This window comes from Gordonia sp. 11cp, assembly GCF_057767225.1.
The window spans coordinates 5,111,768-5,134,725 of the sequence record NZ_CM173437.1 but is presented as its reverse complement, the minus strand read 5'-3'; the positions used below and the strand labels follow the sequence as shown (position 1 = coordinate 5,134,725).

Below are 22,958 nucleotides of genomic sequence, written 5' to 3'. Positions count from 1 at the left end.
ACACCCTCCGACCTGGGCGCGAGCACTCGCGCCCAGGTCGTCGTGGTCTCGTCCGTCTCGATCGCACCGGGCGACTGCGCGGCCTGGAAACACGTACTAGAACACGTTCCAATTATGTGGTTGAGTGATGACTGTCACGTCATGGCGGCAACCGTCGGAGTGAGTAGATCCTCCCGGTGTGAGACGTCGCCGGGTTCGAACGGAGGAGTTCAGTGAAGACAAAGGGTGCACTGCTGCGGGAGCACAACAAGCCGTGGGCGATCGAGGACATCGAGATCGGCGATCCCAAGGCCCACGAGATCAAGATCAAGATGGAAGCCGCAGGCATGTGCCATTCCGATCATCATCTGATGACCGGTGGCATCCCGATGGCCGGGTTCCCGATCCTGGGCGGACACGAGGGTGCGGGAGTCGTCGCCGAGATCGGCGAGGGCGTCACCGACTTCGAGGTCGGCGACCACGTCGTGCTGTCGTTCATCCCATCGTGTGGCAAGTGTCCGTCGTGTCAGTCGGGGATGGCCAACCTGTGCGACTTCGGCGCCATGCTGCTGCAGGGTGAAGCCGTGTCGGACAACACCTTCCGCATCCAGACCGCATCCGGCGAGAACGTCTACCCGATGACGCTGCTGGGGACCTTCGCGCCGTACATGGTCGTGCACGAGGCGTCCGCGGTGAAGATCGACAAGGACATCCCGTTCGAGGTCGCCGCGCTGTGCGGTTGCGGCATCCCCACCGGTTACGGCTCCTCGACCCGGAGCGGCGACGTGCGCCCGGGCGAAGACGTCGCCATCGTCGGTGTCGGCGGCGTCGGTACCGCGGCACTGCAGGGCGCGGTGATCTCCGGTGCCCGCAACCTGTTCGCCATCGACCCGGTCGAGTGGAAGCGCGAGCAGGCGCTGAAGTTCGGGGCCACCGCGGCGTTCGCCTCGGTCGAGGAGGCTGCCATGGCGATCGCGGAGACCACGCACGGCGGCATGTGCCAGAAGGTGATCGTCACGGTCGGCGAGGTCCACGGCAAGGACGTCGACCTCTGGATGGGCATCACCGCCAAGGGTGGCACCTGTGTCCTGACCGGTATGGGCAACATGCTCGAGAGCGATGTGAACCTGAACCTCGCCATGCTGACCCTGCTGCAGAAGAACCTGCAGGGCTCCATCTTCGGCGGCGCCAACCCGAAGCTCGACATCCCGCAGCTGCTGTCGATGTACAAGATCGGCAAGCTCAACATCGCCGACATGATCACCCGCCAGTACCGGCTGGACCAGATCAACGAGGGCTATCAGGACATGTTGGACGGCAAGAACATCCGCGGTGTCATCCGCTACACCGAAGAGGACTGGTGAGCATCCGGGTAACGTGACCCGATGTGTCTGTCCTTGAATCTCTGACGGAATGGCCCGTCGACCACGCGTCGGCGGCGATCATCACCCGTGACGGGGTCGCCGACCAGTTCGGCGACCCCGCTCGCGTCTACGAACTCGCCTCGGTCACCAAGCCGCTGGTGGCCTACGCGATTCTCGTGGCGGTCGAGGAAGGTGCCGTCGAACTCGACGACCCGGCGGGGCCGTCGGGATCGACTCTCGCTCACCTCCTCTCGCATGCGTCCGGACTGGCCTATGACACCCGCGAGGTCGAGGCGCCGCCGGGGGAGCAGCGGATCTATTCGAGTTCGGGCTTCGAGGTGGCCGCCGAGGCCGTGGCGGAAGCTACCGGTATCGAGTTCGGCCGGTATCTCTCCGAAGCCGTGTGTATGCCGCTGGGGTTGTCGTCGACGACCCTCTACGGGTCGGCCGGGCATGCGGCGCGCTCGAGTGCGGCGGATCTGGCGGTCTTCGCTCGAGAGCTGTTGAATCCGCGGCTGCTGGCGCCGGAGACGTTCGGAAAGCTGACGTCGGTCCAGTTTCCCGGTCTCGACGGATTCGTTCCGGGTTACGGCAAGCACCGCCCCAACGACTGGGGGATCGGCTTCGAGATCCGCTCGGAGAAGTCGCCGCATTGGACCGGGACACGGAATTCTCCGCGCACGTTCGGGCACTTCGGGCAGGCCGGGACGTTTCTCTGGGTGGACCCGGTTCTCGACGCCGCATGCGTCGTGCTGACCGACCGGCCGTTCGGACCATGGGCGAAGCCGCTGTGGAGCGAGTTCAACGATCGTGTTGTTGATGAACTCTCGTCACAGAACTGAATTTTTCTCGCACCAGAAACTGGCGCAACACGTGCCTCATGAGGCACAATTGATCTCACGAGTGTGATATCCGCTGTCGCGAGGTGTGTTGGGGAAGACGTTCCTCGTCGACAACGGAGGTGAACAAGGTGCGCAATCTGAACCAGTTTGCGGACATGACAACAGGAGTGGTGTACATCCACTCGGCGCCGGTGGCGCTGTGCCCGCATGTGGAGTGGGCTCTGTCGTCGACCCTGAATGCGCGCGCCAACCTGAAATGGTCGGCACAGGATGCCGAGCCGGGCATGCAGCGTGCCACTGTCGACTGGGCAGGGCCGGTCGGCACTGCCGCACGTCTGGTGACGGCTCTCCGTGAGTGGTCGGCGCTTCGCTTCGAGGTGACCGAGAATCCGAGCGAGGGCGTCGACGGCGAGCGGTTCTGCTACGTCCCGGGACTGGGCCTGTGGCGCGGCTCCACGAGCGCCAACGGCGACGTCATCATCGGCGAGAACCAGTTGCGCTCGATGATCGAATCGCAACCCGACAGCGCCGGCCTCGCCGGTGAACTCGAAGGCGCACTCGGTACCGCGTGGGACAACGCCCTCGAGCAGTACCGCATGGGCGGCGCCGGCGCCGAGGTCACCTGGTTGCAGCAGCGGGTGGGCTAGCGCAGACGAGAAGTGCCCCGGTCCTCGAAGGACCGGGGCACTTGTCAGGTGCGACGCGTCAGAGCGGGATGTTCTTGTGGCGTCCGCGGCGTGCGGGTGCTGCCGCAAGCGCTTCGGCGATGATGCTGCGCGTGTGCGCCGGGTCGATGATCTCGTCGACCACCCCGATGGACTGAGCGCGGCCGACACCGCCGGCGATGGCCTCGTGCTCGGCGGCCAGGCGGTCGTGCAGGGCCTCTCGCTCATCGTCGGGTGCGGCGGCGAGGGCCTTCTTGTGGAGGATGCCCACCGCGGCCTTGGCGCCCATCACGGCGACCTCCGAACCCGGCCAGGCGAAGACCGCGGTGGCGCCGAGCGCACGCGAGTTCATCGCGATGTAGGCGCCGCCGTAGATCTTTCGGGTCACCAGCGTGACGCGGGGGACCGAGGCCTCGGCGAACGCATGCAGCAGCTTCGCGCCGCGCCGGACGACGCCGTTCCACTCCTGGCCGACGCCGGGAAGGTACCCCGGTACATCGGTGATGACGATGAGCGGGATTCCGAAGGCGTCACAGAGGCGGACGAAACGCGATGCCTTCTCCGCACTCTCGGAGTTGAGGCAACCGCCCATCCGCAGCGGGTTGTTCGCGATGACACCGACACTGCGTCCGGACAACCGGCCGAAGCCGACGACGATGTTCGGCGCCCACTTCGCCTGCAGCTCTTCGAAACTCGAGATCTCCGTCTCGCCGTCGGCGGCCACACCGGAGTCGAGCAGCTGCTCGACGACGGGGTGGACGTCGTAGGCGCGACGATTCGACTCGGGCAGCAGGGCCTTGAGGTCGGTGTCGCCGGCCCGGGCGTGATCGCGGTCGAAGTGTCCCTGCTGGGTGAACGTCGACACGAGACGCCGCGCCCGCCACAGCGCATCGGGCTCGGAGTCGGCGACGATGTGGCAGACGCCGGACTTCTTGCCGTGTGTGGTCGGGCCGCCCAGCGACTCCATGTCGACTTCTTCGCCGGTGACGCTCTTGACGACATCCGGCCCGGTCACGAAGACCCGGCCGGCCGGCGCCATGATCACGACGTCGGTCAGCGCCGGGCCGTAGGCCGCGCCGCCGGCCGCGAACCCGACGACGACCGAGATCTGCGGGATGTAGCCGGAGGCGCGCACCATCGCCTCGAAGACCTGGCCGACCGCGTGCAACGCCTCGACACCCTCGGCGAGGCGAGCGCCACCCGAGTGCCAGATGCCGATGACCGGCGCCTGCTCGGTGATGGCGGTGTCGATGGCGTTGACGATGTGCGCACACCCCACGACACCCATGGCGCCACCCATGACGGTGCCGTCGGTGCAGTAGGAGACCGTCCGGACCCCGTGGACCAGACCGACGGCGGCCTGGACGCCCGACTTGTCGCGTGGATGGAGCAGCGACATCGTGCCTTCGTCGAAGAAGTTGGTGAGCCGCAACAGGGGGTCGCGGGGATCGGCGGCTTCTTCGCGGCCGGCAACGGGAGCCAAGGTCGTCATCGATGTCTCCTGGGTGTCGGGGGTGTGGCGGGAGTGCTCAGTAGCGACCGAAGGCGAGCGCCACGTTGTGCCCACCGAAACCGAACGAGTTGTTGATCGCGTACTCGATCTGCCCGTAGCGGGGCTCACCGTGCACGACGTCGATGTCGCATTCCGGGTCCAGATTTTCGAGGTTGAGGGTCGGCGGGATGACGCCTTCCTCGACACTCTTGATGGTCAGGACCGACTCGAGCGCCCCGACGGCACCGATGGAGTGTCCGAGCGCGGACTTCGGTGCGTACACCGCCGCGTGCTGGCCGATGGCGGCGAGAATGCCCGCGGCCTCGGCGGTGTCGCCGATGGGGGTCGACGTGGCGTGCGCGTTGATGTGGGTGATGTCAGAGCGCTGCAGACCGGCGGTCTGCAGGGCCCGGGTCATCGCCCGCGCGTTGCCCTGTCCACTGGGGTCGGGGGCGACGAGGTGGAATCCGTCGGAGGTGATGCCGGAGCCGAGGAGGCGGGCGTGGATGTGCGCGCCGCGTGCGCGTGCATGATCCTCACGCTCGAGGATCAGCATCGCCGAGCCCTCGCCGAAGACGAACCCGTCGCGGTCCTTGTCGAACGGCCGCGAGGCGGCCGCGGGATCGTCGTTGCGCGTGCTCATCGCACGCATCATCGAGAAGGCGGCGATCGGCACCGCGTCGATGTGACCCTCGACGCCGCCGGTGACGACCATGTCGGCGTCACCCATGACGATGTGGCGCCAGGCGTGTGCGATGGCCTCGGCGCCCGATGAACAGGCCGAGACCGGGGTGATCACGCCGGCGCGGGCGCCGACGTTGAGTCCCGCGACGGCCGCCGGTCCGTTCGGCATCGCCATCGAGACGGCGAGCGGGGACACCTTGCGGTAGTTCCCGGTGGTCTCCATGGCCTGGACCGCGTCGACCATCGCGTCGGCGCCGCCCTGACCGGTACCGATCACGACGGCAAGGCGGTCCTTGTCGACGTCGGGTTCGCCGGCCTGAGCCCAGAGGCGCTTGCTCATGACGTGCGCGATGCGCTCGACGTAGGCCATCCGCCGGGACTCGACGCGCGTGACCTCCTCGGCGGGATCCTGGAGGAGACGACCACCGATGCGCACCGGGAGGTTGTACTTGGTGATGAAGTCGTCGGTCAGCTCACGGATTCCCGATTCGCCGGCCAGCAGGTTCTTCCAGGTCGAGTCGAGGTCCCCGCCCAGCGAGGTGGTGGCCACCATGGAGGTGACCACCACACTCGGGAAGTTCCCACCCAGCGTGGAGTACTCGCGGAGGGAAGAGGGAGTCATCAGTTCTCGTCTGCCTCGACCTGCGCCTTGATGGCTGCAGCGGCCTCGGGGTTCTCGTTCTCGAGCTTCTGGATGTAGGCGACGGCGTCGCCGACGGTGCGGAGGCCGGCGAGATCCTCGTCCGGGATCTTCACGCCGTACTTGTCCTCGGTCTGGACCGCGATCTCGACCATGGACAGCGAATCGATGTCGAGGTCGTCGACGAACGACTTCTCGAGGGTCACCTCGGACGGCTCGATGCCGGTGACTTCTTCGATGATCTCCGCGATGCCGGCAATGAGTTGTTCCTGGGTGGCAGCCACTGTGGCGTTCCCTTTCCTTAGCTTCGTTGACTTGATGGTTCCGGAGCGCATGACGGACAGGAGAGTCCGCGCGCTTGGACACGCCGGCTCGAACAGCCGACGTTCCGGGGGTCGCGGACTACCCGCGACCGCTATCCAAGTTCGGTGATCTTCGTGATGTCGTCGGGCTCCTTGAGCGCCAGCGCGGGAGTGCCCTTGAGTTCGCGCTTGGCGATACCCACCAGCGTCCCCGCCGGGGGCAGTTCCACCACGGCGTCGGCCGAGTGGTCCCGCAGGTACGCCGAGCAGAGATCCCAGCGGACCGGCCTGGTCACCTGTCCCACCAGTTTTGTCAGTGCGTCGGCGCCGTCCGTTACAGGCTGACCGTCGGAGTTCGACAGCAGCGTGCGGACGGGGTCGGACGGGGTGATCTGTGCCGCGGCAGCGGCGACGGCCTCTTGGGCCGGAGCCATGAAGTGCGTGTGGAACGCGCCGGCGACGGCGAGCTTGCGGATGCGAGCCTTCTCCGGCGGCGACGCGATGAGTTCGTCGATCTGGGCGACCGCGCCGGCGGCGACGATCTGACCCGCCGCGTTGCGGTTGGCGGGGACGAGGTCGAGTTCGTCGAGGCGCGCGAGCACCGCGGCCTCGTCGCCACCGAGAACGGCAGCCATGGTCGTGGGCTCGAGCGCGCAGGCCTTGGCCATCTCGGCACCGCGGATCGCGGCGAGCGTGACCGCTTCGTCGGCGGAGATCACACCGGTGATCGCCGCGGCGGCCAGTTCACCCACCGAGTGTCCGGCCACGACGGCGTCGGCAGGCAGCTCGCCGTGCTTGCGGACCTCGTCGTAGGCCAGCAGCGCCGCGACCACGACGAGCGGTTGGGTCACCGCGGTGTCGGTGATCTCCTCCGCGGTGGCGGTGGTGCCGAGCCCTTCGAGGTCCAGCTGGATGAGCTTGGACCAGGTGGCGAGCTGGTCACGCGCGCCCGGCAGTTCGAGCCAGGGCACGAGCATTCCGGGTGTCTGTGAGCCCTGTCCGGGGGCAAGCATCGAAAGCACGTGACCAGAGAACACCCTTTGCCCGTGGGATGTGGGTGTGGAGAAGCATGAACCTTGTCGCCGCCTTTTGTGGGGTTCCCACAAAGGTGACCTACAGGTCACCTGGTTCGTCACCAGTCCGAGATTTGTTACCGAACCGTGTTCTTAAGGCTTCTATCAGCACAAACGGTGAATCGGACATGAAACCGGTGTGACTCATGTGGCTGATGAATGCGATTTGTGCCGGAAGTGTGTCAGTCGACCCACCGTCGACGCGACCCTCAGAACGTAGGCGTCGCGAGGGTTAGTTGGGTCACGTCCTGTGATTTCTGAAATTTTCTTCAACCGGTAGCGGACCGTATTTGGATGTATGTACAGAATCCGAGCGCACGATTCCACCGAGCCGCCCGAGTCGAGGTAGGCGTCGAGCGTCGTCGTCAACGTCGAGCCGCCCTCGGCCAGCGGTAGGACGAGGGATTCCACCAAAGCGGTCATCGCTGACTCGTCGCCGTTGAGCGCGCGTTCGGGGAGCAGTTCGAGACTGTGGACCGGGCGCGGGGCGTTCGGCCAGCCCGCCACCGCCTCTATTCCGGCCATCGCCTCGGTCGCACTCGTGTGCGCACTGCCGAGGTTCGGCATCGTCGGTCCGATGACGACCGGGGCATCGGCGAAGTGGGACAGCAGCGCGCCGACGAACTTCTCGGTCGGACGGGCCGGACCGCTCACGATGGCCACCAGTACCGAACCCTGCACCACCGAGAGGGCCGACCGGTCGAAGGACTTGGCCGTGTTGTGGATCGCCAGCGGCACCGAGACGTTCTGTTCCGGCGGCGGGGTCCCGACGATGACGGTGGCGGGTGCATCCGATTCCCAGTTGAGCGCTGCTGCGCGAGACAGCAACTGGGCTCCGGTGTCCCCGCGGACGACCGCGTCGACGACCAGGGCCTCGAGCCGGGAATCCCACGCACCCCGCGACTCCGCGGCCGAAGCGTAGATGGATGCCGCGGCGAAGCCGATCTCCCGTCCGTACCGCAGCACCGACTCGGTGAGCGCGCGGAGCTGGGCATCGTTGCGGGCCAGGAGCGGGAGCCACTTCTCGAAGAACTCCATCGCCACGCGGACCATCTCGACGGTCTGCAGGAGGGTGATCCGGCGGGCGAGATCCTGGGGGACCACCTGGAAGGCCTGGACCGTGAACTTCACGTTGCCCTCGGGGTCCTGGATCCACTCGACGAAATTGACCACCGCGGTCTGCACGACGAGTTGCACACTCGCGCGCTGCGCCGCGTCGAGATCGGAGAAGTACGGCAGCTGGTCCTGCATCGAGTGGACCGCCTCGGTGGCGAGCCGGCCGCTGTACTGCTTGACCCGCCGGAGCAGTGTGTCCGGGAGCGCGTCGTGCACGGTGGCGGGGGCCGGTACATGGGCGCCCCGCTCACCGAACACATCAGCCGGCGGTGGCTTCCTGTTCACGCTGGCATCGGACACGACCTCAATCTAGACCCTCGGCCGGCCTGAGTCGCCGACCGTGGGCGAGACGAGGCCGCGTCCGTCGACGCGACGCTCAGGCGACACCCGGATCGCTGGTCTGCTCGGGCGCGGCCGAGACATCGTCGATCCGGTACTTGTCGGCGGCCTGCTTGGCGACCGACATCTCGATGTTGCCGTCCCGGGCGAGCGCGACGAGCACGGCGACCACGATCGACTCGGCGTCGACGTTGAAGAACCGGCGCGCCGCCGGACGGGTGTCGGAGAACCCGAAGCCGTCCGTGCCGAGCGTGAGGTAGGTGCCCGGGAGGTAGGCCCGGATCTGCTCCTGGACGCCACGCATGTAGTCGCTGACTCCGACGAACGGGCCGGCGGCGTCGGCGAGCAACTCGGTCAGGTAGGCCGGGGCCGGTTCGGCCCCCGGATCGCGCACCGCCTCGCGGTCGGCGCGGATGCCGTCGCGGGCGAGTTCGCTCCACGAGGTGACCGAGTAGACGTCGGCGCCGACGTTCCATTCCTCCGCGAGCATGTCTGCGGCGCGCAGCGCGTCGGGCATGGTCACGCCGGAGACGAGGATGTTGGCCGGATGCTGCTTGCCCTCGGGAGCCTTCTGGAACCGGTACGCGCCCTTGACGATGCCGGCCGGATCGAGCCCCTCGGGCTTGGCCGGCTGACTGATCGGCTCGTTGTAGACGGTCAGGTAGTAGAAGACGTTCTCCGGGTCGTCGCCGTACATGCGCTCGATGCCGCGCTCGACGATGTGGCCGAGCTCGTAGGCGAAGGCCGGGTCGTAGGCGACGACCGCGGGGTTCGTGGCGGCCAGCAACGGGGAGTGCCCGTCGGCGTGCTGGAGCCCCTCACCGGTCAGTGTGGTGCGCCCCGCGGTCGCGCCGATGACGAAGCCCCGCGCCATCTGGTCCGCGGCCGCCCAGAAGCTGTCGCCGGTGCGCTGGAAACCGAACATCGAATAGAAGATGTACAGCGGGATCATCGGCTCGTCGTGGGTCGAGTAGGACGTGCCGACTGCGGCGAAGCTGGCCGCCGACCCGGCCTCGTTGATGCCCTCGTGGAGGATCTGGCCCTCCGAGCTCTCCTTGTAGGCGAGCATCAGTTCGGCGTCGACCGAGGTGTAGAGTTGCCCGTTGCGGTTGTAGATCTTGAGGGTCGGGAACCACGAGTCCATCCCGAACGTGCGCGCCTCGTCGGGGATGATCGGGACGATGCGCTTGCCGATCTCCTTGTCGCGCAACAGATCCTTGAAGACACGTACGAGCGCCATGGTGGTGGCGACCTGCTGCTTGCCCGAGCCCTTCGCGGTGGCCTTCAGCGCCGAACTCATGTCCGCCTTCAGGACTTTGGACTTCGTGCGCCGGCTCGGCAGGAACCCGCCGAGGGTCTTGCGCCGGTCGAGCATGTACTGGAGTTCCGGCGAGTCCTTGCCGGGGTTGTAGTACGGCGGCAGGTACGGGTCCTTCTCGAGCTGCTCGTCGGTGATCGGGATCCGCGTGCTGTCGCGGAAGGCCTTCAGGTCGTCGAGCGTCAGCTTCTTCATCTGGTGCGTCGCGTTGCGACCCTCGAAGTGCTTGCCCAGCGTGTAGCCCTTGATGGTGTGGGCGAGGATGACCGTCGGCTGTCCCTTGTGGGTCATCGCCGAGGCGTAGGCGGCATGGATCTTGCGGTAGTCGTGACCGCCGCGCTTGAGGTTCCAGATGTCGGCGTCCGAGAGATCCTTGACGAGCTCCTTCGTACGCGGGTCGCGGTTGAAGAAGTGTTCGCGGACGAACGCGCCGTCGTTGGCCTTGTAGGTCTGGAAGTCGCCGTCGGGTGTGGTGTTCATCAGATTGACCAGAGCGCCGTCGCGGTCGGCGTGCAGCAGCGAGTCCCACTCACGGCCCCAGATGACCTTGATGACGTTCCATCCGGCGCCGCGGAAGAAGGACTCGAGTTCCTGGATGATCTTGCCGTTGCCGCGCACCGGGCCGTCGAGACGCTGCAAATTGCAGTTGATGACGAAGGTCAGGTTGTCGAGGCCCTCGGTGGCCGCGAAGCTGGCGAAGCCGCGCGACTCGGGCTCGTCCATCTCGCCGTCGCCGAGGAAGGCCCACACATGCTGATCGGAGGTGTCCTTGATCCCGCGGTCGTGCAGGTAGTGGTTGAAGCGCGCCTGGTAGACGGCGTTCATCGGGCCGAGACCCATGGAGACGGTGGGGAATTCCCAGAAATCGGGCATCAGGCGCGGATGCGGATACGACGGCAGGCCGCCGCCCTCGCCGGCGTGGCTGTGCTCCTGGCGGAAGCCGTCCATCCGGGCCTCGTCGATCCGGCCCTCGAGATAGGCGCGGGCGTAGATGCCCGGGGACGCGTGGCCCTGGATGAAGATGTGGTCGCCGCCGCCGGAGTGATCCTTGCCGCGGAAGAAGTGGTTGAAGCCGACCTCGTACAGCGACGCCGACGAGGCATAGGTGGAGATGTGGCCGCCCACACCGACACCCGGCCGCTGGGCGCGATGCACCATGATCGCGGCGTTCCACCGGATCATCTGACGGAAGCGGCGTTCGACGTCCTCGTCGCCGGGGAACCAGGGCTCGGCCTCGGTGGGGATGGTGTTGACGTAGTCGGTGGAGGTGAGTGCGGGGATCGACACGCGCTTCTCGCCGGCCCGCTCGAGAAGTCGCAGCATCAGGTACCGAGCGCGACCGGGTCCCGCGGCATCGAGGAGGGCGTCGAACGAGTCGAGCCATTCGTCGGTCTCGTCTGGGTCGATGTCGGGCAGATAGGACGCGACTCCTTCGCGGATGACCCGGACTCGTTGTCCGGCGGCGCGCCCGTTCGAGCGGGGGCCGGTGTTCCCGGCGGGTTCGCTCGGCGAGACGTCCTGTGTCGCATGGTCCATCTGGTTGGTCACGGTGATGCCTACTCCCTCTGACAGGCCGGACTCGGGGTGGTGGTCCGACTGCATGGCGTCGGGCACCGCGCTCCGATGTTGTGCGGTGCCTCCCCTCATCGTGCCCCATGTGGGGTGGCTTGGCACCGGGTGGATCCGTGTCGGCTGTCGCGATCGCGTCGATGCGGTAGCGTCCAGAAACTATTACTGACCAGTAGGGGGAGTGGATGCCGGAGCGAGGAGCGGGAACGGTGAGGCGCCGCCGGGGCCGCGTCATCCGGTCGGCGACCGCGGCCACGATCGCCCTCGGGGCGGCGCTGTCGGGTGCGTGTGCCTCGACGGTCGGTGGCGCGGGCACCCCGGCGCCGGGCGAGGTCGCGGTCTACCGGTCCGAGCTGTCGGCCTCGGCGGCCGCCGAGGTACGGGCCGAGGGGGTCGAGCTGTGCCGCGAGTCGATGGCGTCGATGGTCGTGATGGTCCGGGGGTTCAACGCTTTCGTCACCCGTCTGAACGTCGCACAGTCGTATCCCGGGGTCGGCGATCTCGACGAGAAGGCACGGGCCAGTCTGATCGCCGGCGCCGATCAGATCCGTCCCAAGATCACCGCAACCGCGCCCGCGGACGTCTCGACGCCGGCGCGGACATTCCTGGAATCGACCGCACGGCTGGAGAACGCGATCCGTCGTGAACTGAGTGCCGGCCTCAACCCGGTGTCGGGTCAGTGGTCCCGCGACAAGCAGCGGCTGCTCGACGTGTGCGGCGGTTACACGCCGCTTCCGGCGGCCTCCTCGGCCACCCCGCGCCCGTCCGTCCCGTCGACGACGTCGGACCGTCCCGGCGGGTAGCGCCGCCGCCCCGCGATGATTGGGATCGCGGCACCCGGGGTACCGGTTGTGCACAGGCTGTCGCGAAACGCCCGAAATCACTGACGGCGTTCGGCTTGCAATGTGAGGCTTTAGGCTGTTGCCTATGCTGACAGGCGAACAGCGTGCGAGAACGTACGCTGATTCGGCACAGACGACGCACACAACGATCCACACATCTTCAGGAGGTCACGCGCGGTGGTAGCCGCCACAGACGGTAGCAACGCCCAGAAACTGGGCTTGACCGCAGGCTTGGTCGTGCAGGAACTCGGCTGGGACGAGGACACCGACGACGAACTGCGCGCTGACATCGAGGACGCGATCGACGCCGAGATGGTCGACGAGGATGCCGATGACGTCATCGACGTCGTGGTCCTCTGGTGGCGCGACGGCGACGGTGACCTCGTCGACGCCCTGATGGACGCGATCGGCCCACTCGCCGAAGACGGCTTCGTGTGGGTGCTCTCGCCGAAGACCGGCAAGTCCGGCTATGTCGACCCGAGTGAGATCGCCGAGGCGGCCCCGACCGCGGGCCTCACCCAGACCTCGGCCATCAGCCTCGGCGACTGGTCGGCGGCCCGACTCGTCCAGCCCAAGGCCCGCGCGGGCAAGAAAGCATGAGCGGTGCGCTGCCTTCTGCGCCCCTGACCGTCGGCGATCGGGCACCGGACTTCGCCCTTCGCGACCAGAACAACCAGCTCGTGTCGCTCTCGACGCTACGAGCCGATCGCAATGTGCTCGTCGTGTTCTTCCCGCTCGCATTCACCGGCACGTGCCAGGGCGAGCTGGGCTACATCCGCGACCAGCAACCGCGCTTCGAGAACGACGACGTGACGACGGTGACCGTGTCGGTCGGTCCCTCGCCCACACACAAGGTATGGTCCGCGGCGCAGGGATTCCTGTTCCCGCTGCTGTCGGACTTCTGGCCGCATGGTGACACCGCGCGCGCCTACGGCGTGTTCAACGAGGACCGTGGTTACGCCAACCGCGGCACCTTCCTCGTCGATCGAGACGGCACGATCGTCTTCGCCGACATGGTCGGCCCGGGTGAGGTACGCGAGAACGCGGTCTGGGACAAGGCTCTCGGCGTCATCGGCTGATCGGGTCCGGCCGTCCTCGGATCAGAGTGCCGAGCGGCATGGCAGGAGAAAACCGTTTGCCGCCCGGAGGATTCGACGGTGTGATGTGAGAGCCCGTCGACCCGGGCGCTCACGAAAGGACGATCCTCCCATGCCGACCAAGTCGTCGCCCAAGGTGCTGAACTACGCATCGCACGTGGACGACAACACTCTGACCCAGGCGGCCGAGACCGCCCGAATGCCGTTCGTGCACCCGCACATCGCCCTCATGCCCGATGCCCACTTCGGGAAGGGCTCTGCGGTGGGCACGGTCATCCCGACGACCGGTGCGGTGATCCCCGCGGCCGTCGGCGTCGACATCGGCTGCGGCATGATCGCGGTGCAGACGCGACTGCGCGCCGCGGACATCGACGGGATGGACCTCGGCCGACTGCGAGGGAAGATCGAGGATGCGATCCCGCTCTCGCCCGGCAACTACAACCGCGGTCTGGACCGGTTCGGTTTCACGCGGGCACGGATCGACTCGCTCGACGAGCAGGCGAACGACGGTGTGGACCTCTCGCATTCGCCGAAGTGGCGGGAACAGCTCGGGTCACTCGGCGGCGGCAACCACTTCATCGAACTGTGCCTCGACGAGCGGGACGTGGTGTGGCTGTTCCTCCATTCGGGTTCGCGCGGCGTCGGCAACAAGATCGCCCAGAAGCACATCAAGATCGCTCAGCGGCTGTGCCGCCAGTGGTGGATCAAGCTGCCCAACGCCGACCTCGCGTACCTGCCGCAGGGAACGCCGGAGCTCACGGCGTACCTGCGGGATCTGTCCTGGGCTCAGCGGTTCGCGTTCGAGAACCGCGCGGAGATGATGGATCGATTCGTCGCGGTGTTCGCCGAGTGGTTCGGCGACAACGTCTCCGGTGTTCGCGATGCCGGGGCGGAGTCGCTGGAAGTGGATCGGATCAACTGCCACCACAACTACACCGTGCGGGAAACGCACGCGGGCAAGGACGTCTGGCTGACCCGGAAGGGAGCGATCGACGCCCATGAGGGCGTCCGGGGTGTCATCCCGGGCTCGATGGGAACGCGGTCGTATGTCGTGCGCGGCAAGGGCAATCCGGCAGGCCTGTGCTCGGCGCCGCACGGTGCCGGTCGGCGGTACTCCCGTAGCGAGGCCCGGAGGCGGTTCACCGCCGCGGATCTCGCGGCCCGCATGACGGGGATCGAGTACCGGCACGGCGACGAGTGGGTCGACGAGATCCCCGACGCCTACAAGGACATCGATCAGGTGATGGCCGACGCCGTGGACCTGGTGGACATCGAGCACACCCTGCGGCAGATCCTCAACGTCAAGGGGACGTGACCGGCCGCGTTCGGCCATGAGAACGAGACGAATCCCGAAGGTGCTGAGCACCTTCGGGATTCGTCTGTCGAGCTGGCGGAGATCTCAGTTGCCGGACAGCTTGTCCTTGATGTTCGACGCGGCGTCCTTCACGCTCTCCACGCCGTCCTTGACGGCCGCGGAGAGCTGATCGCCCTTGCCCTCGCTCTTGAGCTGGTCGTCACCGGTCACATCGCCGGCGGTCTCCTTGGCCTTGCCCGAGAGGTCCTCGGCCTTGTTGCTGACCTTGTCGCTGAATCCCATTTCTCTTCTCCTTCATCTCATGTGTTCATTCATCTGTTCGACGACAACCTCGGGTGAGGTCGTCGGTCGGTGCGGGTGTCTGCCTGTTCACCGATCGAGGTGGACGAAGGCCTGCACGTGTACTCCGGAGTCGCCCAGCGCGGTCCGGATCGCGGTGACGGTGTCGGCGACCGGTGCGGTGACCTCGCCGAAGCTCCGGTTCGGCCTCGCCGACACCTCGAGCCGGATGATGCTGCGCGACCGGTCGTCGATCGCCTTCGCGGTCGCTTTCTGGAACAACGGGTTGCCGGCCAGTTCCGCCGCGGCCGCGTTCGCGATCAGTTTCGGTGCGACGGTGAGCGTTCCGGTCTGATCGGAACCGTCGAGCACGGCGTCGTCGACGGCGCGTGGCCTGATGTTGGTGGCCAGCAACAGCAGACCCCAGCCGACCGCGATCACGGTGAGACCGGCCAGCGCCCAGATCCACCAGGACGCCTGTGCCGCATCGAGAGCGGCGCGCTCGTCGAGACGTTCCACCCATCCGGCCACCGGCTCGATGCCGACCCGCCATGCCATGGCCGCCGCACCGACGACGATGAGAAGCACGGCCACGAGTCCGACCGACAGTCGATGTGCGATGGCGGGAAGACGATTCATCGGACGCTCCTCGTTCCTTGCACGCGCAACCGCACGACGACCTTGGGGGACGACCGCACTTCGGCGGCCGTGTGAGCGACGGTGTCTTCGATCAGCTGGCGGTCGACACCCTGTGGCCGGACCGCCACCGTGCACCGGATCTTTCGCCGGGTCACCACCGTGTCGGCGTCGAGTACGCCGGGTAGGTCGGAGACGGCAGCACTGCACCGCCTCGCGACGTCCCCGGGGCGGGTCCACATCCCGTCGCCGCCGGCGAGGGCGAGATGTGTCCTGCGCCGCGGTTTGACCGCGACCCACAACAGGATCAGACCCAGCACGATGGCTCCTACCGCGGCGGGCCACATCCAGTTCTGCCACTGCAGGTCCGAGATCCATTCGGCGGCGGTGACCGACCACTCGCGTCCGTCGAGCCAGTTCGCGCGGACGGCGATGTCGCGCACGGCCACCGCGCCGAGCGCGATGAACCCGAGCCCGAGTGCGGCGCCGGCGATCGCGGCTCCCGGAAGGGCCGCGGGCGGGAAGACGTGTTCCGAATCGGTGTTCCGCCCGCTGTCCAGACGTTCGGTATCCGGTTCGAGTGCGGTCTGCGTCATCGTCGTACCCCCGGGTCGGTGCTGATGGTCGAGGTGAGCGTCGCGGTGTCGTGCTGCGGGCCCTGCGGGTCCGGCCTGTCCGACGGCACGCGGACCGTGCGCGGGGCCTCGGTGTGGGGGTCGTCGCCGACCGGTGGCAGGTCGACGTAACCCCGTTGGCGTCGCCGGATCGCCTGTCGTGGCTCGAATGTGGACACGGTCACGTCGACGCGTGTCGGTGCGACCCCGGCGAGGCGTTCGACCTCCGCGGCGACGTGATCGCGCGTGCGACGGGACACCTCGGCGACTGCACACGGCCACTCGAGAGCGAGGGACAGCGTGATTCTGGTGCCGCCCGCATGGACGGTCGCGTCGGGTAGGGCGGACCTCTCGCCGATCGCCCCCAGGACCGAGCCGACGCCGCCGCGATGGCGGACGACGCCCGGGATGTCGAGGGCCGCCCGGGCCGCGATCTTCTCGAGGACGCGGTCGGCGACGGTGAGTGTCCCGGGCGGCGAGTCGTCCCCGGAGGGGGCGCCACCCGTCACCGGCCCGCCGGTGTGCTCAGCCACGACCCCGGCTCCGCAGGAGGGCACCCAGGTCGATGGCGCCGTCACGGTTGAGACCCAGGACGAGTCCCGCGGCGCCGAGCACAACGGCCAGCAGGAAGCCCGCCAGTCCACCGGCGACGGCGGCCAGTGCGAGGAGCAGGCCGACGAACAGACCCACCACTGCGTTGTTCATTTCGCTTCTCCTTCATGCGGACTCGGCTTCGAGCTGACGCTGATGTCGGCCACGGTCACCGAGATCGGTCTCGCGGCGAGCGTTTCGGCGATGTCGCGGACCTGTGCGGCGACGCCCTGCAAGTCGTGCGCGGCGTCGACCACGATGTGGACCTCACCGCTGTCGTCGGCGAGGGACACGCCCGAGACCCGATGTCCGGGTAGGTAGGTGGCGATCTCCCCGAACAGACCGCTGTGCAGGTCGTGCACGCCCGGGACGGCGAGCACGGCGGCGGCGAGGCGATCTGCCAGTGAGCCGCCGTCATCCGTCCGCGCCGTCGGGAGGTCCGACGTCATCACTGGACCCGCGGGGTGGTGTTCGATTCCTGCTCGTCGTCGCCGAACGCGATGTCGTGCACGGTGACATTGACCTCGGTGACCTCGAGACCGGTCATCTGCTCGATCGCGGTGATCACGTTGCGTCGGATGGCTGCTGCCAGTTGATGGATCGCGACGCCGTACTCGGCCACGATGGAGACGTCGACGGCGGCCTGGCGTTCGCCGACCTCGACCTCGATGCCCTGGGTGGTACTCACCGTCGTGCCCGGCAGGACGTCGCGAACCCGGCCGACCACCCGTTCGGTGGTCCCGCCCAGATCGTGGACGCCGTCGATCTCCCGCGCGGCGATGCCGGCGACCTTCGCGACGACGATGTCGGCGATGGAGGTGCGTCCCCGATCGCCCGACGAATCACGGCGGGCGAGGGCGCGACCCGCGGCGGCGTCGGTGGCGCCGGTGGTCGACCCGTCGAGGCCGGCCGCGTCGTCCTTCGTGGCGTCCTTGGTCGGGGTGGCGCTTGCGGACATGTCGAACTCCTTCGGTCGTCGTGTCTTCTTCGTTGACGGACCGCCTTCGGATGATGCGCTATCGCAAAGGCTGTTCACGATCCGTCTGTAAGGTCAGTCGGGACGGACGGGGGGAGTTGCACGCATGGGACCCAGTGATTCGGCTCACAGACAGTCGCTCGACCTGTCCGAGCTCGGCGATGACGAACTCGCGGGCGCGGCCGCTGTCGGCGACACCGAGGCATTCGACGTGCTCGTCCGACGCGTGACGCCGGGTCTACTGCGGTACATGCTGCGGATGGTCGACGGTCAGCAGACTGCCGAGGACCTCACCCAGGAGACGTTGCTCGATGCGTGGAAAGGGCTGCCCGACTTCGCATTCCGAAGCAGTTTTCGTACCTGGATGTTCACCATCGCGCACCGGAAGGCGGCCGATCACCACCGGCGCAGGCGCGACGTCCCGTTCGACGACGAGCGGTTCGCCGAACTCGAGGCCGCCGGACCGTTGCCCTCCGACATGGCGGAGCGGAGTCTGCTGATCGACGCCCTGCGCGCCGAATTGGACAATCTGCCCGCGACGTCGCGCGCCGCGTGGTGGCTCAAGGAAGTCGAGGGGCTTACGCTCGAGGAAATCGGACAGGTGCTGCGCATCACAACGGGCTCGGTGCGCGGACACCTCCAACGCAGCCGGAAGTTCCTGTTGACCCGTTTGGCACCGTGGAACCCTGGTAAACCGACAACCACACCGACGGCCACGACGATCGTCGGCAACGCGGAGGGAGGCGAGGCCGGTGCCTGACAAGCACATCCGCGACGCCGAGACCGCCGACATCGCCGACGCCTGGCTGGTCGAGGCCACGCAGCGGCTGGCCGACGAGCCTTCGAGCGACGTCGACCGCCTGATCACCTCCATTTCGGGGAGCCTGCAGCGCATCCGGCGGCCGGCGCGAACCCTGGCCACCGACGGGCTGCGCATCACCACCAGCGACCGCGTCGTCAAACAGCTGATCGCCGTCCGCACCCGACGCGAACTCGGACGACTGACGGTCTTCGTGTCGGTGGACGGAGCCGGCGACACCGTCGACGGCGTGCGCGTCGGCCTCATCGCCCGCTACGCCGACGACCTCCCCGCGCTGTCCGACGACGTGCGCGACATCGTCGACGAGGTTCTGATCGAGACTCTCGGCGCCGAGAGCAGCGCCGCCGCCCGACGCAACATCTCGGTGCGTTGGCAGGACGTGTACACGCGGGAGTGGCTCAGCCGGTAGCTGTTTCACAGCCCGAAGCCGCGCTCGGCGCGGGTTGGGGCTATGGGATCGGGTGGTGCGCGCAAAGGGATTCGAACCCCTGACCGCTGGTGTGTAAGACCAAGTGGAATATTCCTATCATGTCCTCGTGTGGTCGGTCAAGTACTTGAGTACGCCCTGCTCAGTGGTGTTTCGGGACTGACCGCAGGTGCACGGTGGCCTATGAGGGGACACCGAATCGCCGAATCTGTTGTACGTGGTTGCACGAACATGCAACAGGTGTTGCACGCTAGCATCGCTGCATGGGCTACGCACGCAAGCTGCCGTCAGGTCGGTGGCAGGGCGGTTACCGCGACGCAAACGGCAAGCAGCGATCCGCCGGCACGCACGACACAAAGAAGGCAGCGATAGCTGCTGCGGTCCTCGCTGAAGGTGCACCAACGCCGAAGGCCAAAGAAGCGACACCGGTCACGTGGGGTCAGTGGGAGCGTGACGGCTGGACACGACAAGTCGAGGCATCGACGCTCGCCGCCGACGAATCACGGCTAGAAAACCACCTACGTCCTCGCTGGCGGGATACCCCGCTGGCTGAGATGAACCGTGCCGAGATACAAGCTTGGCTTGACGGCCTGTCGTGCGCAGCGACGACGAAGAAGAAGCTCGGCCATCTGCTGTCCGCGTCAATGAAGGCGGCGATGGTTGCCGGACTGTTGGACTCAAACCCGTGTGTGGGACTCAAGTACCCGAAACCTGACCCTTCGCCTCAACGCTGGCTGTCTTCTACCGAAATCGACGCAGTTCGGTCTGCGATGCCCGCCGAGTACATCGAGTTGTTCAACTTCCTCGTTGGTACCGGGGTGCGATGGGCCGAGGCTGTTGGTGCGCACTGGGACCAGATCGACCTAGATCGAGCAGTCTTTACGGTGCGGTGGTCGCTCGACAGAAGCGGCGTGTTTAAGGCTCCGAAGTCGGGGAAGTCGCGGTCGGTGCCGCTGGGGGAGTCTCTAGTGGCCGAGTTGCGGGGCCGGCTTGAACGAAATGGGCTGGGGGAGCCGCCGACTGGTGTCTCGTATACGCGAGGAAACAGGCCGTTGTACGGGTTGGTGTTCACTTCGCCGACGGGTCGTCCGGTCGAGAGTCGACGGTTTGCGTTGGCACTCGCGGCTGCCGGGAAGGCTGCGAAGGTGAACGGCAAGGCGGTTGGGCATATTCGCCCGCACGACTTACGGCATTCGTTCGCGAGCGGTCTTGTACAGAAGGGGATCGGCCTCGACACTGTGCAAGCCTTGTTGGGGCATAGCAGCGTGGTCGTGACTCAAAGGTACGCGGATGCGGCTCAGTCGCAGTGGGATGCGGTGCGTGGCGTGCTTGGCTGATTGCCACTTGTGAGTACTTGGACATCTCGTGTGACCGCGCCCTAGACAAGAACTTCGGTGAGGAACTACGCCGACCCGAAAATCCAGATCGACATCAACTCGAAGCGCGCGAAGTTCGGCGCAATGTTCGGTTGCGCCGTGACCAGCCAGAACTAGGCAGTCCTAAGGAGCTTTTCCGCAGTTCGCAACGCCAGAGTTCTACAGTCCGTAGACTCGCTCCAACCTTCCCGTGCTGGGCAAACCGGGCGAGTAGGAGGGGCTGAGCACCGACATTTCCGGTCTTGCTGCCGGTACCCGCTTGTAGCTTTGTGTTCGTCGGTGGCCGCGTGTGTCCCCTTCCCCAACTCTCGGAGCCTGGACCCGCCACCGCACCCCACAGACTCCCGAGGCGCATTGCCTCTCTTCACGAATGGTGCGACACAGATGGACTGGTTGACGGTGGCAGAAGCAGCACGCGAGGCGAAGGTGAGCGAGAAGACGATCAGGCGCTGGTACCGCTCGGGCAGGCTGCCAATCGACCGGCTGGGACCTCGGTTAGTCCGGGTGCGGCGTGCGGACCTGTTGCAGATGGGTTCGGCGTGAGCTGACCGGGCTCGATCGACAAATCGGGCATCGCGTGCCGATTTGTCGGACCCTAGCCGGTCTATTCGCGGGCCGTTCAAATTTGATCTAATTAGTATCTGGATCATTTACGCCCTTTATTCTATGCCTCTTATTCAAGACTGCGAATATTATGCAAGGCGGTTATCTGTCGTTTCTGCTGGTCGCAGGGTATATATCAATTAATCGCCCTATAGACCGTTTATTGATAATTATTCGCTCTTCTATTGCATAAAAGGTCACTACGCACTCGTTTACTACGATACCCAATATACATAGAACATTCTATCCGAAAAGAAAGACAATGACCTTCATAGACGACTATATCGACATCCCCGAGGTTGCCTTCCGGACGGGATATGCAGAGTGCACCGTTCGAAATAAAATTAGGTCGGGCGCGCTGCCTGCCATTCGGCGAGGGCGAAAGCTTTTCGTCAATGTTGATGATGTGCCGCTGCTTTTCACGCCGGCCAAATAAATCAAGAATTAAGACGACCCGCATCTTGCGGGAGGAGAAATTATGGTCACATTTAACACCGAAACCAACATGTTCGAGGGTGTCACGGACAACGTCACGCTCAAAACCTCTATCCGTGACGCGAGCGTGACAACAAAAACTACCTCTGAACTGCAGGAATACGTGAATGTCACGTTTGGCACGGACGGCACGCACATGGGCGGGTCACGGGTTCTCGATTTAATCGAGGAATGGCTCGACGGTTATCTCAGCCTACCTAGCAAACATGCCCTCACCGCGATCACGCTGTGGAGCGCGCACACCTGGGCCATCAATTCCTTCTATGTCACACCCCGGCTTGTATTGGATTCACCAGAGCCTGGTAGTGGTAAGACTCGTGTTCTTGAACTATTAGCCCTCCTATGCCGGTCGGCGAAACTGACCATCTCATCCACTACGCCCGCGCTATATCGACGGATCGCAGCGGCCGAGGATCAACCGCCCACCATTCTCCAAGATGAGGCAGACGCAATCTGGGGGCGAAACAACCCCGCATCTGAAGACCTCCGCGCACTCTACAACGCAGGCTATAAGCGCGGCGCGACCGTCGACCGTTGTGAAGGTGACTCTAAAAACATGAAGGTTGTGGAGTTCCCTGTGTTCGCTCCGGTAGCTATGGCGGGGTTGTCGGGGAAGATTCCCGCCACCATCACCAGCCGCGCAGTGAATATCCACATGTCTCGTCGTGCGCCTGGTGAACACGTACGTGAATATCGCGAACGTGTCGCTGCCGATGAGGCTGAAGTCCTGCGGGAACAGCTTTCAGGGTGGATGGAATCTAAAGCTGACAATTTGAGGTACGCAACTCCGCTACTTCCTGAGGGAGTACGTGACCGGCCCGCCGAAGTCTGGGAAGCGCTCGTTGCCATCGCGGATGCTGCCGGTGGTGACTGGCCTGATAAAGCGCGTGCCGCTTGTAAGTGGTTCGTGTTGGAGACCGACGCCGACGAACTCTCCCTAGGGGCGAGGCTCCTCCGAGACATCCGAGAGGTCATGGGGGAGCGTGACGTAATCCTCTCCGCCCACCTCATCAATGAACTGATTGAACCGGACGAGTCGGAGTGGGCGGACCTTTGGGGGAGGGCACTTGATCAACGTCGCCTTGCCCGCGAACTCAAGCGTTACAACATCAAGTCGACCACCATCCGCGACGGACTACATCGGGGAAAGGGGTACCGGGTGTCCGGCGAGGATGGGCTAGGTCAGGCGTGGGCACGGTACCTCCCAACTTCTGCACCTATGCGTGATGGCCGTGACAACCGTGACAACGACGAATCTTCCCAGTTGAAAGACGGTTTAGGCTGTCACGCTCGCGTCACGGACGACACGGAACAAGCGTGCCAGGTGTGTGACGCGCTGATGACGTTCACCTCAGACATCGAACAAGGCTTCCACGAGGGGTGCTCACGATGACCCACCCAAGTCGAACGATCTCCGAGGGCCGAGGAACCCCTATCTGGGTGGCCGATCGCCCCGGCGATGGGTTCCTTATCCGGCAGTCCCGCTCCACGATCAGAGTCTCGG

At 65.9% G+C, this 22,958-nt stretch carries 25 protein-coding genes; 12 read left to right on the top strand and 13 right to left on the bottom strand.

The features are described 5' to 3' along the window. Positions 1-212 precede the first annotated feature (212 nt). From AC3B6C_RS22965 to AC3B6C_RS22955, 3 genes are all read left to right on the top strand, one after another. Positions 213-1,343: an NDMA-dependent alcohol dehydrogenase gene (locus tag AC3B6C_RS22965; RefSeq protein WP_010841195.1), complete on the top strand. Its 1,131-nt coding sequence runs from the start codon at positions 213-215 to the stop codon at positions 1,341-1,343. 23 nt (positions 1,344-1,366) lie between these two features. After that, on the top strand, positions 1,367-2,185 hold the full coding sequence (locus AC3B6C_RS22960) for a serine hydrolase domain-containing protein (RefSeq protein WP_488374262.1): 819 nt from the start codon (positions 1,367-1,369) through the stop codon (positions 2,183-2,185). Positions 2,186-2,313: 128 nt separating this feature from the next. After that, positions 2,314-2,832: a DUF3145 domain-containing protein gene (locus AC3B6C_RS22955; protein ID WP_010841193.1), complete on the top strand. Its 519-nt coding sequence runs from the start codon at positions 2,314-2,316 to the stop codon at positions 2,830-2,832. A 58-nt stretch (positions 2,833-2,890) separates the two neighbouring features. Here AC3B6C_RS22955 and AC3B6C_RS22950 read toward each other — a convergent pair whose 3' ends face one another. The 6 genes from AC3B6C_RS22950 to aceE form a co-directional block, all read right to left on the bottom strand. Continuing rightward, a complete protein-coding gene (locus AC3B6C_RS22950) occupies positions 2,891-4,342 on the bottom strand; it encodes an acyl-CoA carboxylase subunit beta (protein ID WP_010841192.1) in 1,452 nt (483 codons plus the stop codon). 37 nt (positions 4,343-4,379) lie between these two features. Then, a complete protein-coding gene (locus AC3B6C_RS22945; protein WP_010841191.1) occupies positions 4,380-5,648 on the bottom strand; it encodes a KasA/KasB family beta-ketoacyl-ACP synthase in 1,269 nt (422 codons plus the stop codon). Then, the gene (acpM, locus tag AC3B6C_RS22940) at positions 5,648-5,950 is read right to left on the bottom strand and encodes a meromycolate extension acyl carrier protein AcpM (RefSeq protein WP_010841190.1); all 303 of its coding nucleotides are present in this window, start codon (positions 5,948-5,950) and stop codon (positions 5,648-5,650) included. Before acpM ends, AC3B6C_RS22945 begins: the two co-directional genes overlap by 1 nt. 131 nt (positions 5,951-6,081) lie before the next feature. Next, positions 6,082-6,990 carry an ACP S-malonyltransferase gene (locus AC3B6C_RS22935; protein ID WP_488374261.1) on the bottom strand — a complete coding sequence of 303 codons (909 nt, stop codon included), beginning with the start codon at positions 6,988-6,990 and terminating at the stop codon, positions 6,082-6,084. 195 nt (positions 6,991-7,185) lie between these two features. Continuing rightward, on the bottom strand, positions 7,186-8,457 hold the full coding sequence (locus AC3B6C_RS22930) for a PucR family transcriptional regulator (protein ID WP_014927379.1): 1,272 nt from the start codon (positions 8,455-8,457) through the stop codon (positions 7,186-7,188). Positions 8,458-8,533: 76 nt separating this feature from the next. Beyond that, complete coding sequence (gene aceE / locus AC3B6C_RS22925; protein ID WP_442902690.1) at positions 8,534-11,416, bottom strand: pyruvate dehydrogenase (acetyl-transferring), homodimeric type; 2,883 nt, start codon at positions 11,414-11,416, stop codon at positions 8,534-8,536. Between the two features lie 152 nt (positions 11,417-11,568). Here aceE and AC3B6C_RS22920 point away from each other — a divergent pair, with 152 nt between their 5' ends. The 4 genes from AC3B6C_RS22920 to AC3B6C_RS22905 all read left to right on the top strand — a co-directional run bounded on the left by AC3B6C_RS22920 (position 11,569) and on the right by AC3B6C_RS22905 (position 14,637). Then, positions 11,569-12,186, top strand: coding sequence for a hypothetical protein (locus AC3B6C_RS22920; protein ID WP_488374260.1), 618 nt, complete (start codon positions 11,569-11,571; stop codon positions 12,184-12,186). A gap of 216 nt (positions 12,187-12,402) precedes the next feature. Then, positions 12,403-12,825, top strand: a complete 423-nt coding sequence (locus AC3B6C_RS22915; protein ID WP_010841185.1) for a DUF3052 domain-containing protein — start codon at positions 12,403-12,405, stop codon at positions 12,823-12,825. Beyond that, positions 12,822-13,304, top strand: coding sequence for a peroxiredoxin (locus tag AC3B6C_RS22910; RefSeq protein ID WP_014927376.1), 483 nt, complete (start codon positions 12,822-12,824; stop codon positions 13,302-13,304). The genes AC3B6C_RS22915 and AC3B6C_RS22910 overlap by 4 nt, the downstream gene beginning before the upstream one ends. A 130-nt stretch (positions 13,305-13,434) precedes the next feature. Continuing rightward, positions 13,435-14,637 (top strand): RtcB family protein, encoded by a 1,203-nt coding sequence (locus AC3B6C_RS22905; RefSeq protein ID WP_488374259.1) that lies wholly within the window; start codon positions 13,435-13,437, stop codon positions 14,635-14,637. Between the two features lie 84 nt (positions 14,638-14,721). Here AC3B6C_RS22905 and AC3B6C_RS22900 read toward each other — a convergent pair whose 3' ends face one another. The 7 genes from AC3B6C_RS22900 to AC3B6C_RS22870 all read right to left on the bottom strand — a co-directional run bounded on the left by AC3B6C_RS22900 (position 14,722) and on the right by AC3B6C_RS22870 (position 17,715). Then, positions 14,722-14,919 carry a CsbD family protein gene (locus AC3B6C_RS22900; protein WP_010841182.1) on the bottom strand — a complete coding sequence of 66 codons (198 nt, stop codon included), beginning with the start codon at positions 14,917-14,919 and terminating at the stop codon, positions 14,722-14,724. Positions 14,920-15,006: 87 nt separating this feature from the next. After that, positions 15,007-15,555 (bottom strand): hypothetical protein, encoded by a 549-nt coding sequence (locus tag AC3B6C_RS22895; RefSeq protein ID WP_488374258.1) that lies wholly within the window; start codon positions 15,553-15,555, stop codon positions 15,007-15,009. Continuing rightward, entirely contained in the window at positions 15,552-16,148 is a 597-nt protein-coding gene (locus AC3B6C_RS22890; RefSeq protein ID WP_488374257.1) for a hypothetical protein, read from the bottom strand. Before AC3B6C_RS22890 ends, AC3B6C_RS22895 begins: the two co-directional genes overlap by 4 nt. After that, a complete protein-coding gene (locus AC3B6C_RS22885) occupies positions 16,145-16,699 on the bottom strand; it encodes an Asp23/Gls24 family envelope stress response protein (RefSeq protein WP_488374256.1) in 555 nt (184 codons plus the stop codon). Before AC3B6C_RS22885 ends, AC3B6C_RS22890 begins: the two co-directional genes overlap by 4 nt. Beyond that, a complete protein-coding gene (locus AC3B6C_RS22880; RefSeq protein ID WP_004022968.1) occupies positions 16,692-16,871 on the bottom strand; it encodes a hypothetical protein in 180 nt (59 codons plus the stop codon). Before AC3B6C_RS22880 ends, AC3B6C_RS22885 begins: the two co-directional genes overlap by 8 nt. Beyond that, a complete protein-coding gene (locus tag AC3B6C_RS22875) occupies positions 16,868-17,206 on the bottom strand; it encodes a hypothetical protein (RefSeq protein WP_488374255.1) in 339 nt (112 codons plus the stop codon). The genes AC3B6C_RS22880 and AC3B6C_RS22875 overlap by 4 nt, the downstream gene beginning before the upstream one ends. Beyond that, positions 17,206-17,715, bottom strand: coding sequence for an Asp23/Gls24 family envelope stress response protein (locus tag AC3B6C_RS22870; protein ID WP_014927370.1), 510 nt, complete (start codon positions 17,713-17,715; stop codon positions 17,206-17,208). Before AC3B6C_RS22870 ends, AC3B6C_RS22875 begins: the two co-directional genes overlap by 1 nt. Before the next feature lie 124 nt (positions 17,716-17,839). Between AC3B6C_RS22870 and AC3B6C_RS22865 the strand changes: the two genes are divergently transcribed. From AC3B6C_RS22865 to AC3B6C_RS22845, 5 genes are all read left to right on the top strand, one after another. After that, entirely contained in the window at positions 17,840-18,493 is a 654-nt protein-coding gene (locus AC3B6C_RS22865) for an RNA polymerase sigma factor (RefSeq protein ID WP_010841176.1), read from the top strand. Next, positions 18,486-18,962: a hypothetical protein gene (locus AC3B6C_RS22860; RefSeq protein WP_488374254.1), complete on the top strand. Its 477-nt coding sequence runs from the start codon at positions 18,486-18,488 to the stop codon at positions 18,960-18,962. Before AC3B6C_RS22865 ends, AC3B6C_RS22860 begins: the two co-directional genes overlap by 8 nt. A 281-nt stretch (positions 18,963-19,243) precedes the next feature. Beyond that, complete coding sequence (locus AC3B6C_RS22855) at positions 19,244-20,317, top strand: tyrosine-type recombinase/integrase (RefSeq protein WP_488374253.1); 1,074 nt, start codon at positions 19,244-19,246, stop codon at positions 20,315-20,317. 423 nt (positions 20,318-20,740) lie between these two features. Further along, complete coding sequence (locus tag AC3B6C_RS22850) at positions 20,741-20,899, top strand: helix-turn-helix domain-containing protein (protein ID WP_488374252.1); 159 nt, start codon at positions 20,741-20,743, stop codon at positions 20,897-20,899. A gap of 538 nt (positions 20,900-21,437) precedes the next feature. Beyond that, positions 21,438-22,847 carry a DUF3631 domain-containing protein gene (locus AC3B6C_RS22845; RefSeq protein WP_488374251.1) on the top strand — a complete coding sequence of 470 codons (1,410 nt, stop codon included), beginning with the start codon at positions 21,438-21,440 and terminating at the stop codon, positions 22,845-22,847. The last annotated feature ends 111 nt before the right edge of the window (positions 22,848-22,958 follow it).

Coding starts and splice junctions, on each gene's coding strand:
- AC3B6C_RS22920 (WP_488374260.1), top strand. CDS start 11,569: ATGCCGGAGCGAGGAGCGGGAACGGTGAGGCGCCGCCGGGGCCGCGTC.
- AC3B6C_RS22850 (WP_488374252.1), top strand. CDS start 20,741: ATGGACTGGTTGACGGTGGCAGAAGCAGCACGCGAGGCGAAGGTGAGC.
- AC3B6C_RS22845 (WP_488374251.1), top strand. CDS start 21,438: ATGGTCACATTTAACACCGAAACCAACATGTTCGAGGGTGTCACGGAC.
- AC3B6C_RS22855 (WP_488374253.1), top strand. CDS start 19,244: ATGGGCTACGCACGCAAGCTGCCGTCAGGTCGGTGGCAGGGCGGTTAC.
- AC3B6C_RS22900 (WP_010841182.1), bottom strand. CDS start 14,919: ATGGGATTCAGCGACAAGGTCAGCAACAAGGCCGAGGACCTCTCGGGC.
- AC3B6C_RS22950 (WP_010841192.1), bottom strand. CDS start 4,342: ATGACGACCTTGGCTCCCGTTGCCGGCCGCGAAGAAGCCGCCGATCCC.
- AC3B6C_RS22875 (WP_488374255.1), bottom strand. CDS start 17,206: ATGACGTCGGACCTCCCGACGGCGCGGACGGATGACGGCGGCTCACTG.
- AC3B6C_RS22890 (WP_488374257.1), bottom strand. CDS start 16,148: ATGACGCAGACCGCACTCGAACCGGATACCGAACGTCTGGACAGCGGG.
- AC3B6C_RS22895 (WP_488374258.1), bottom strand. CDS start 15,555: ATGAATCGTCTTCCCGCCATCGCACATCGACTGTCGGTCGGACTCGTG.
- AC3B6C_RS22945 (WP_010841191.1), bottom strand. CDS start 5,648: ATGACTCCCTCTTCCCTCCGCGAGTACTCCACGCTGGGTGGGAACTTC.
- AC3B6C_RS22905 (WP_488374259.1), top strand. CDS start 13,435: ATGCCGACCAAGTCGTCGCCCAAGGTGCTGAACTACGCATCGCACGTG.
- AC3B6C_RS22865 (WP_010841176.1), top strand. CDS start 17,840: ATGGGACCCAGTGATTCGGCTCACAGACAGTCGCTCGACCTGTCCGAG.
- aceE (WP_442902690.1), bottom strand. CDS start 11,416: ATGCAGTCGGACCACCACCCCGAGTCCGGCCTGTCAGAGGGAGTAGGC.
- AC3B6C_RS22880 (WP_004022968.1), bottom strand. CDS start 16,871: ATGAACAACGCAGTGGTGGGTCTGTTCGTCGGCCTGCTCCTCGCACTG.
- AC3B6C_RS22910 (WP_014927376.1), top strand. CDS start 12,822: ATGAGCGGTGCGCTGCCTTCTGCGCCCCTGACCGTCGGCGATCGGGCA.
- AC3B6C_RS22870 (WP_014927370.1), bottom strand. CDS start 17,715: ATGTCCGCAAGCGCCACCCCGACCAAGGACGCCACGAAGGACGACGCG.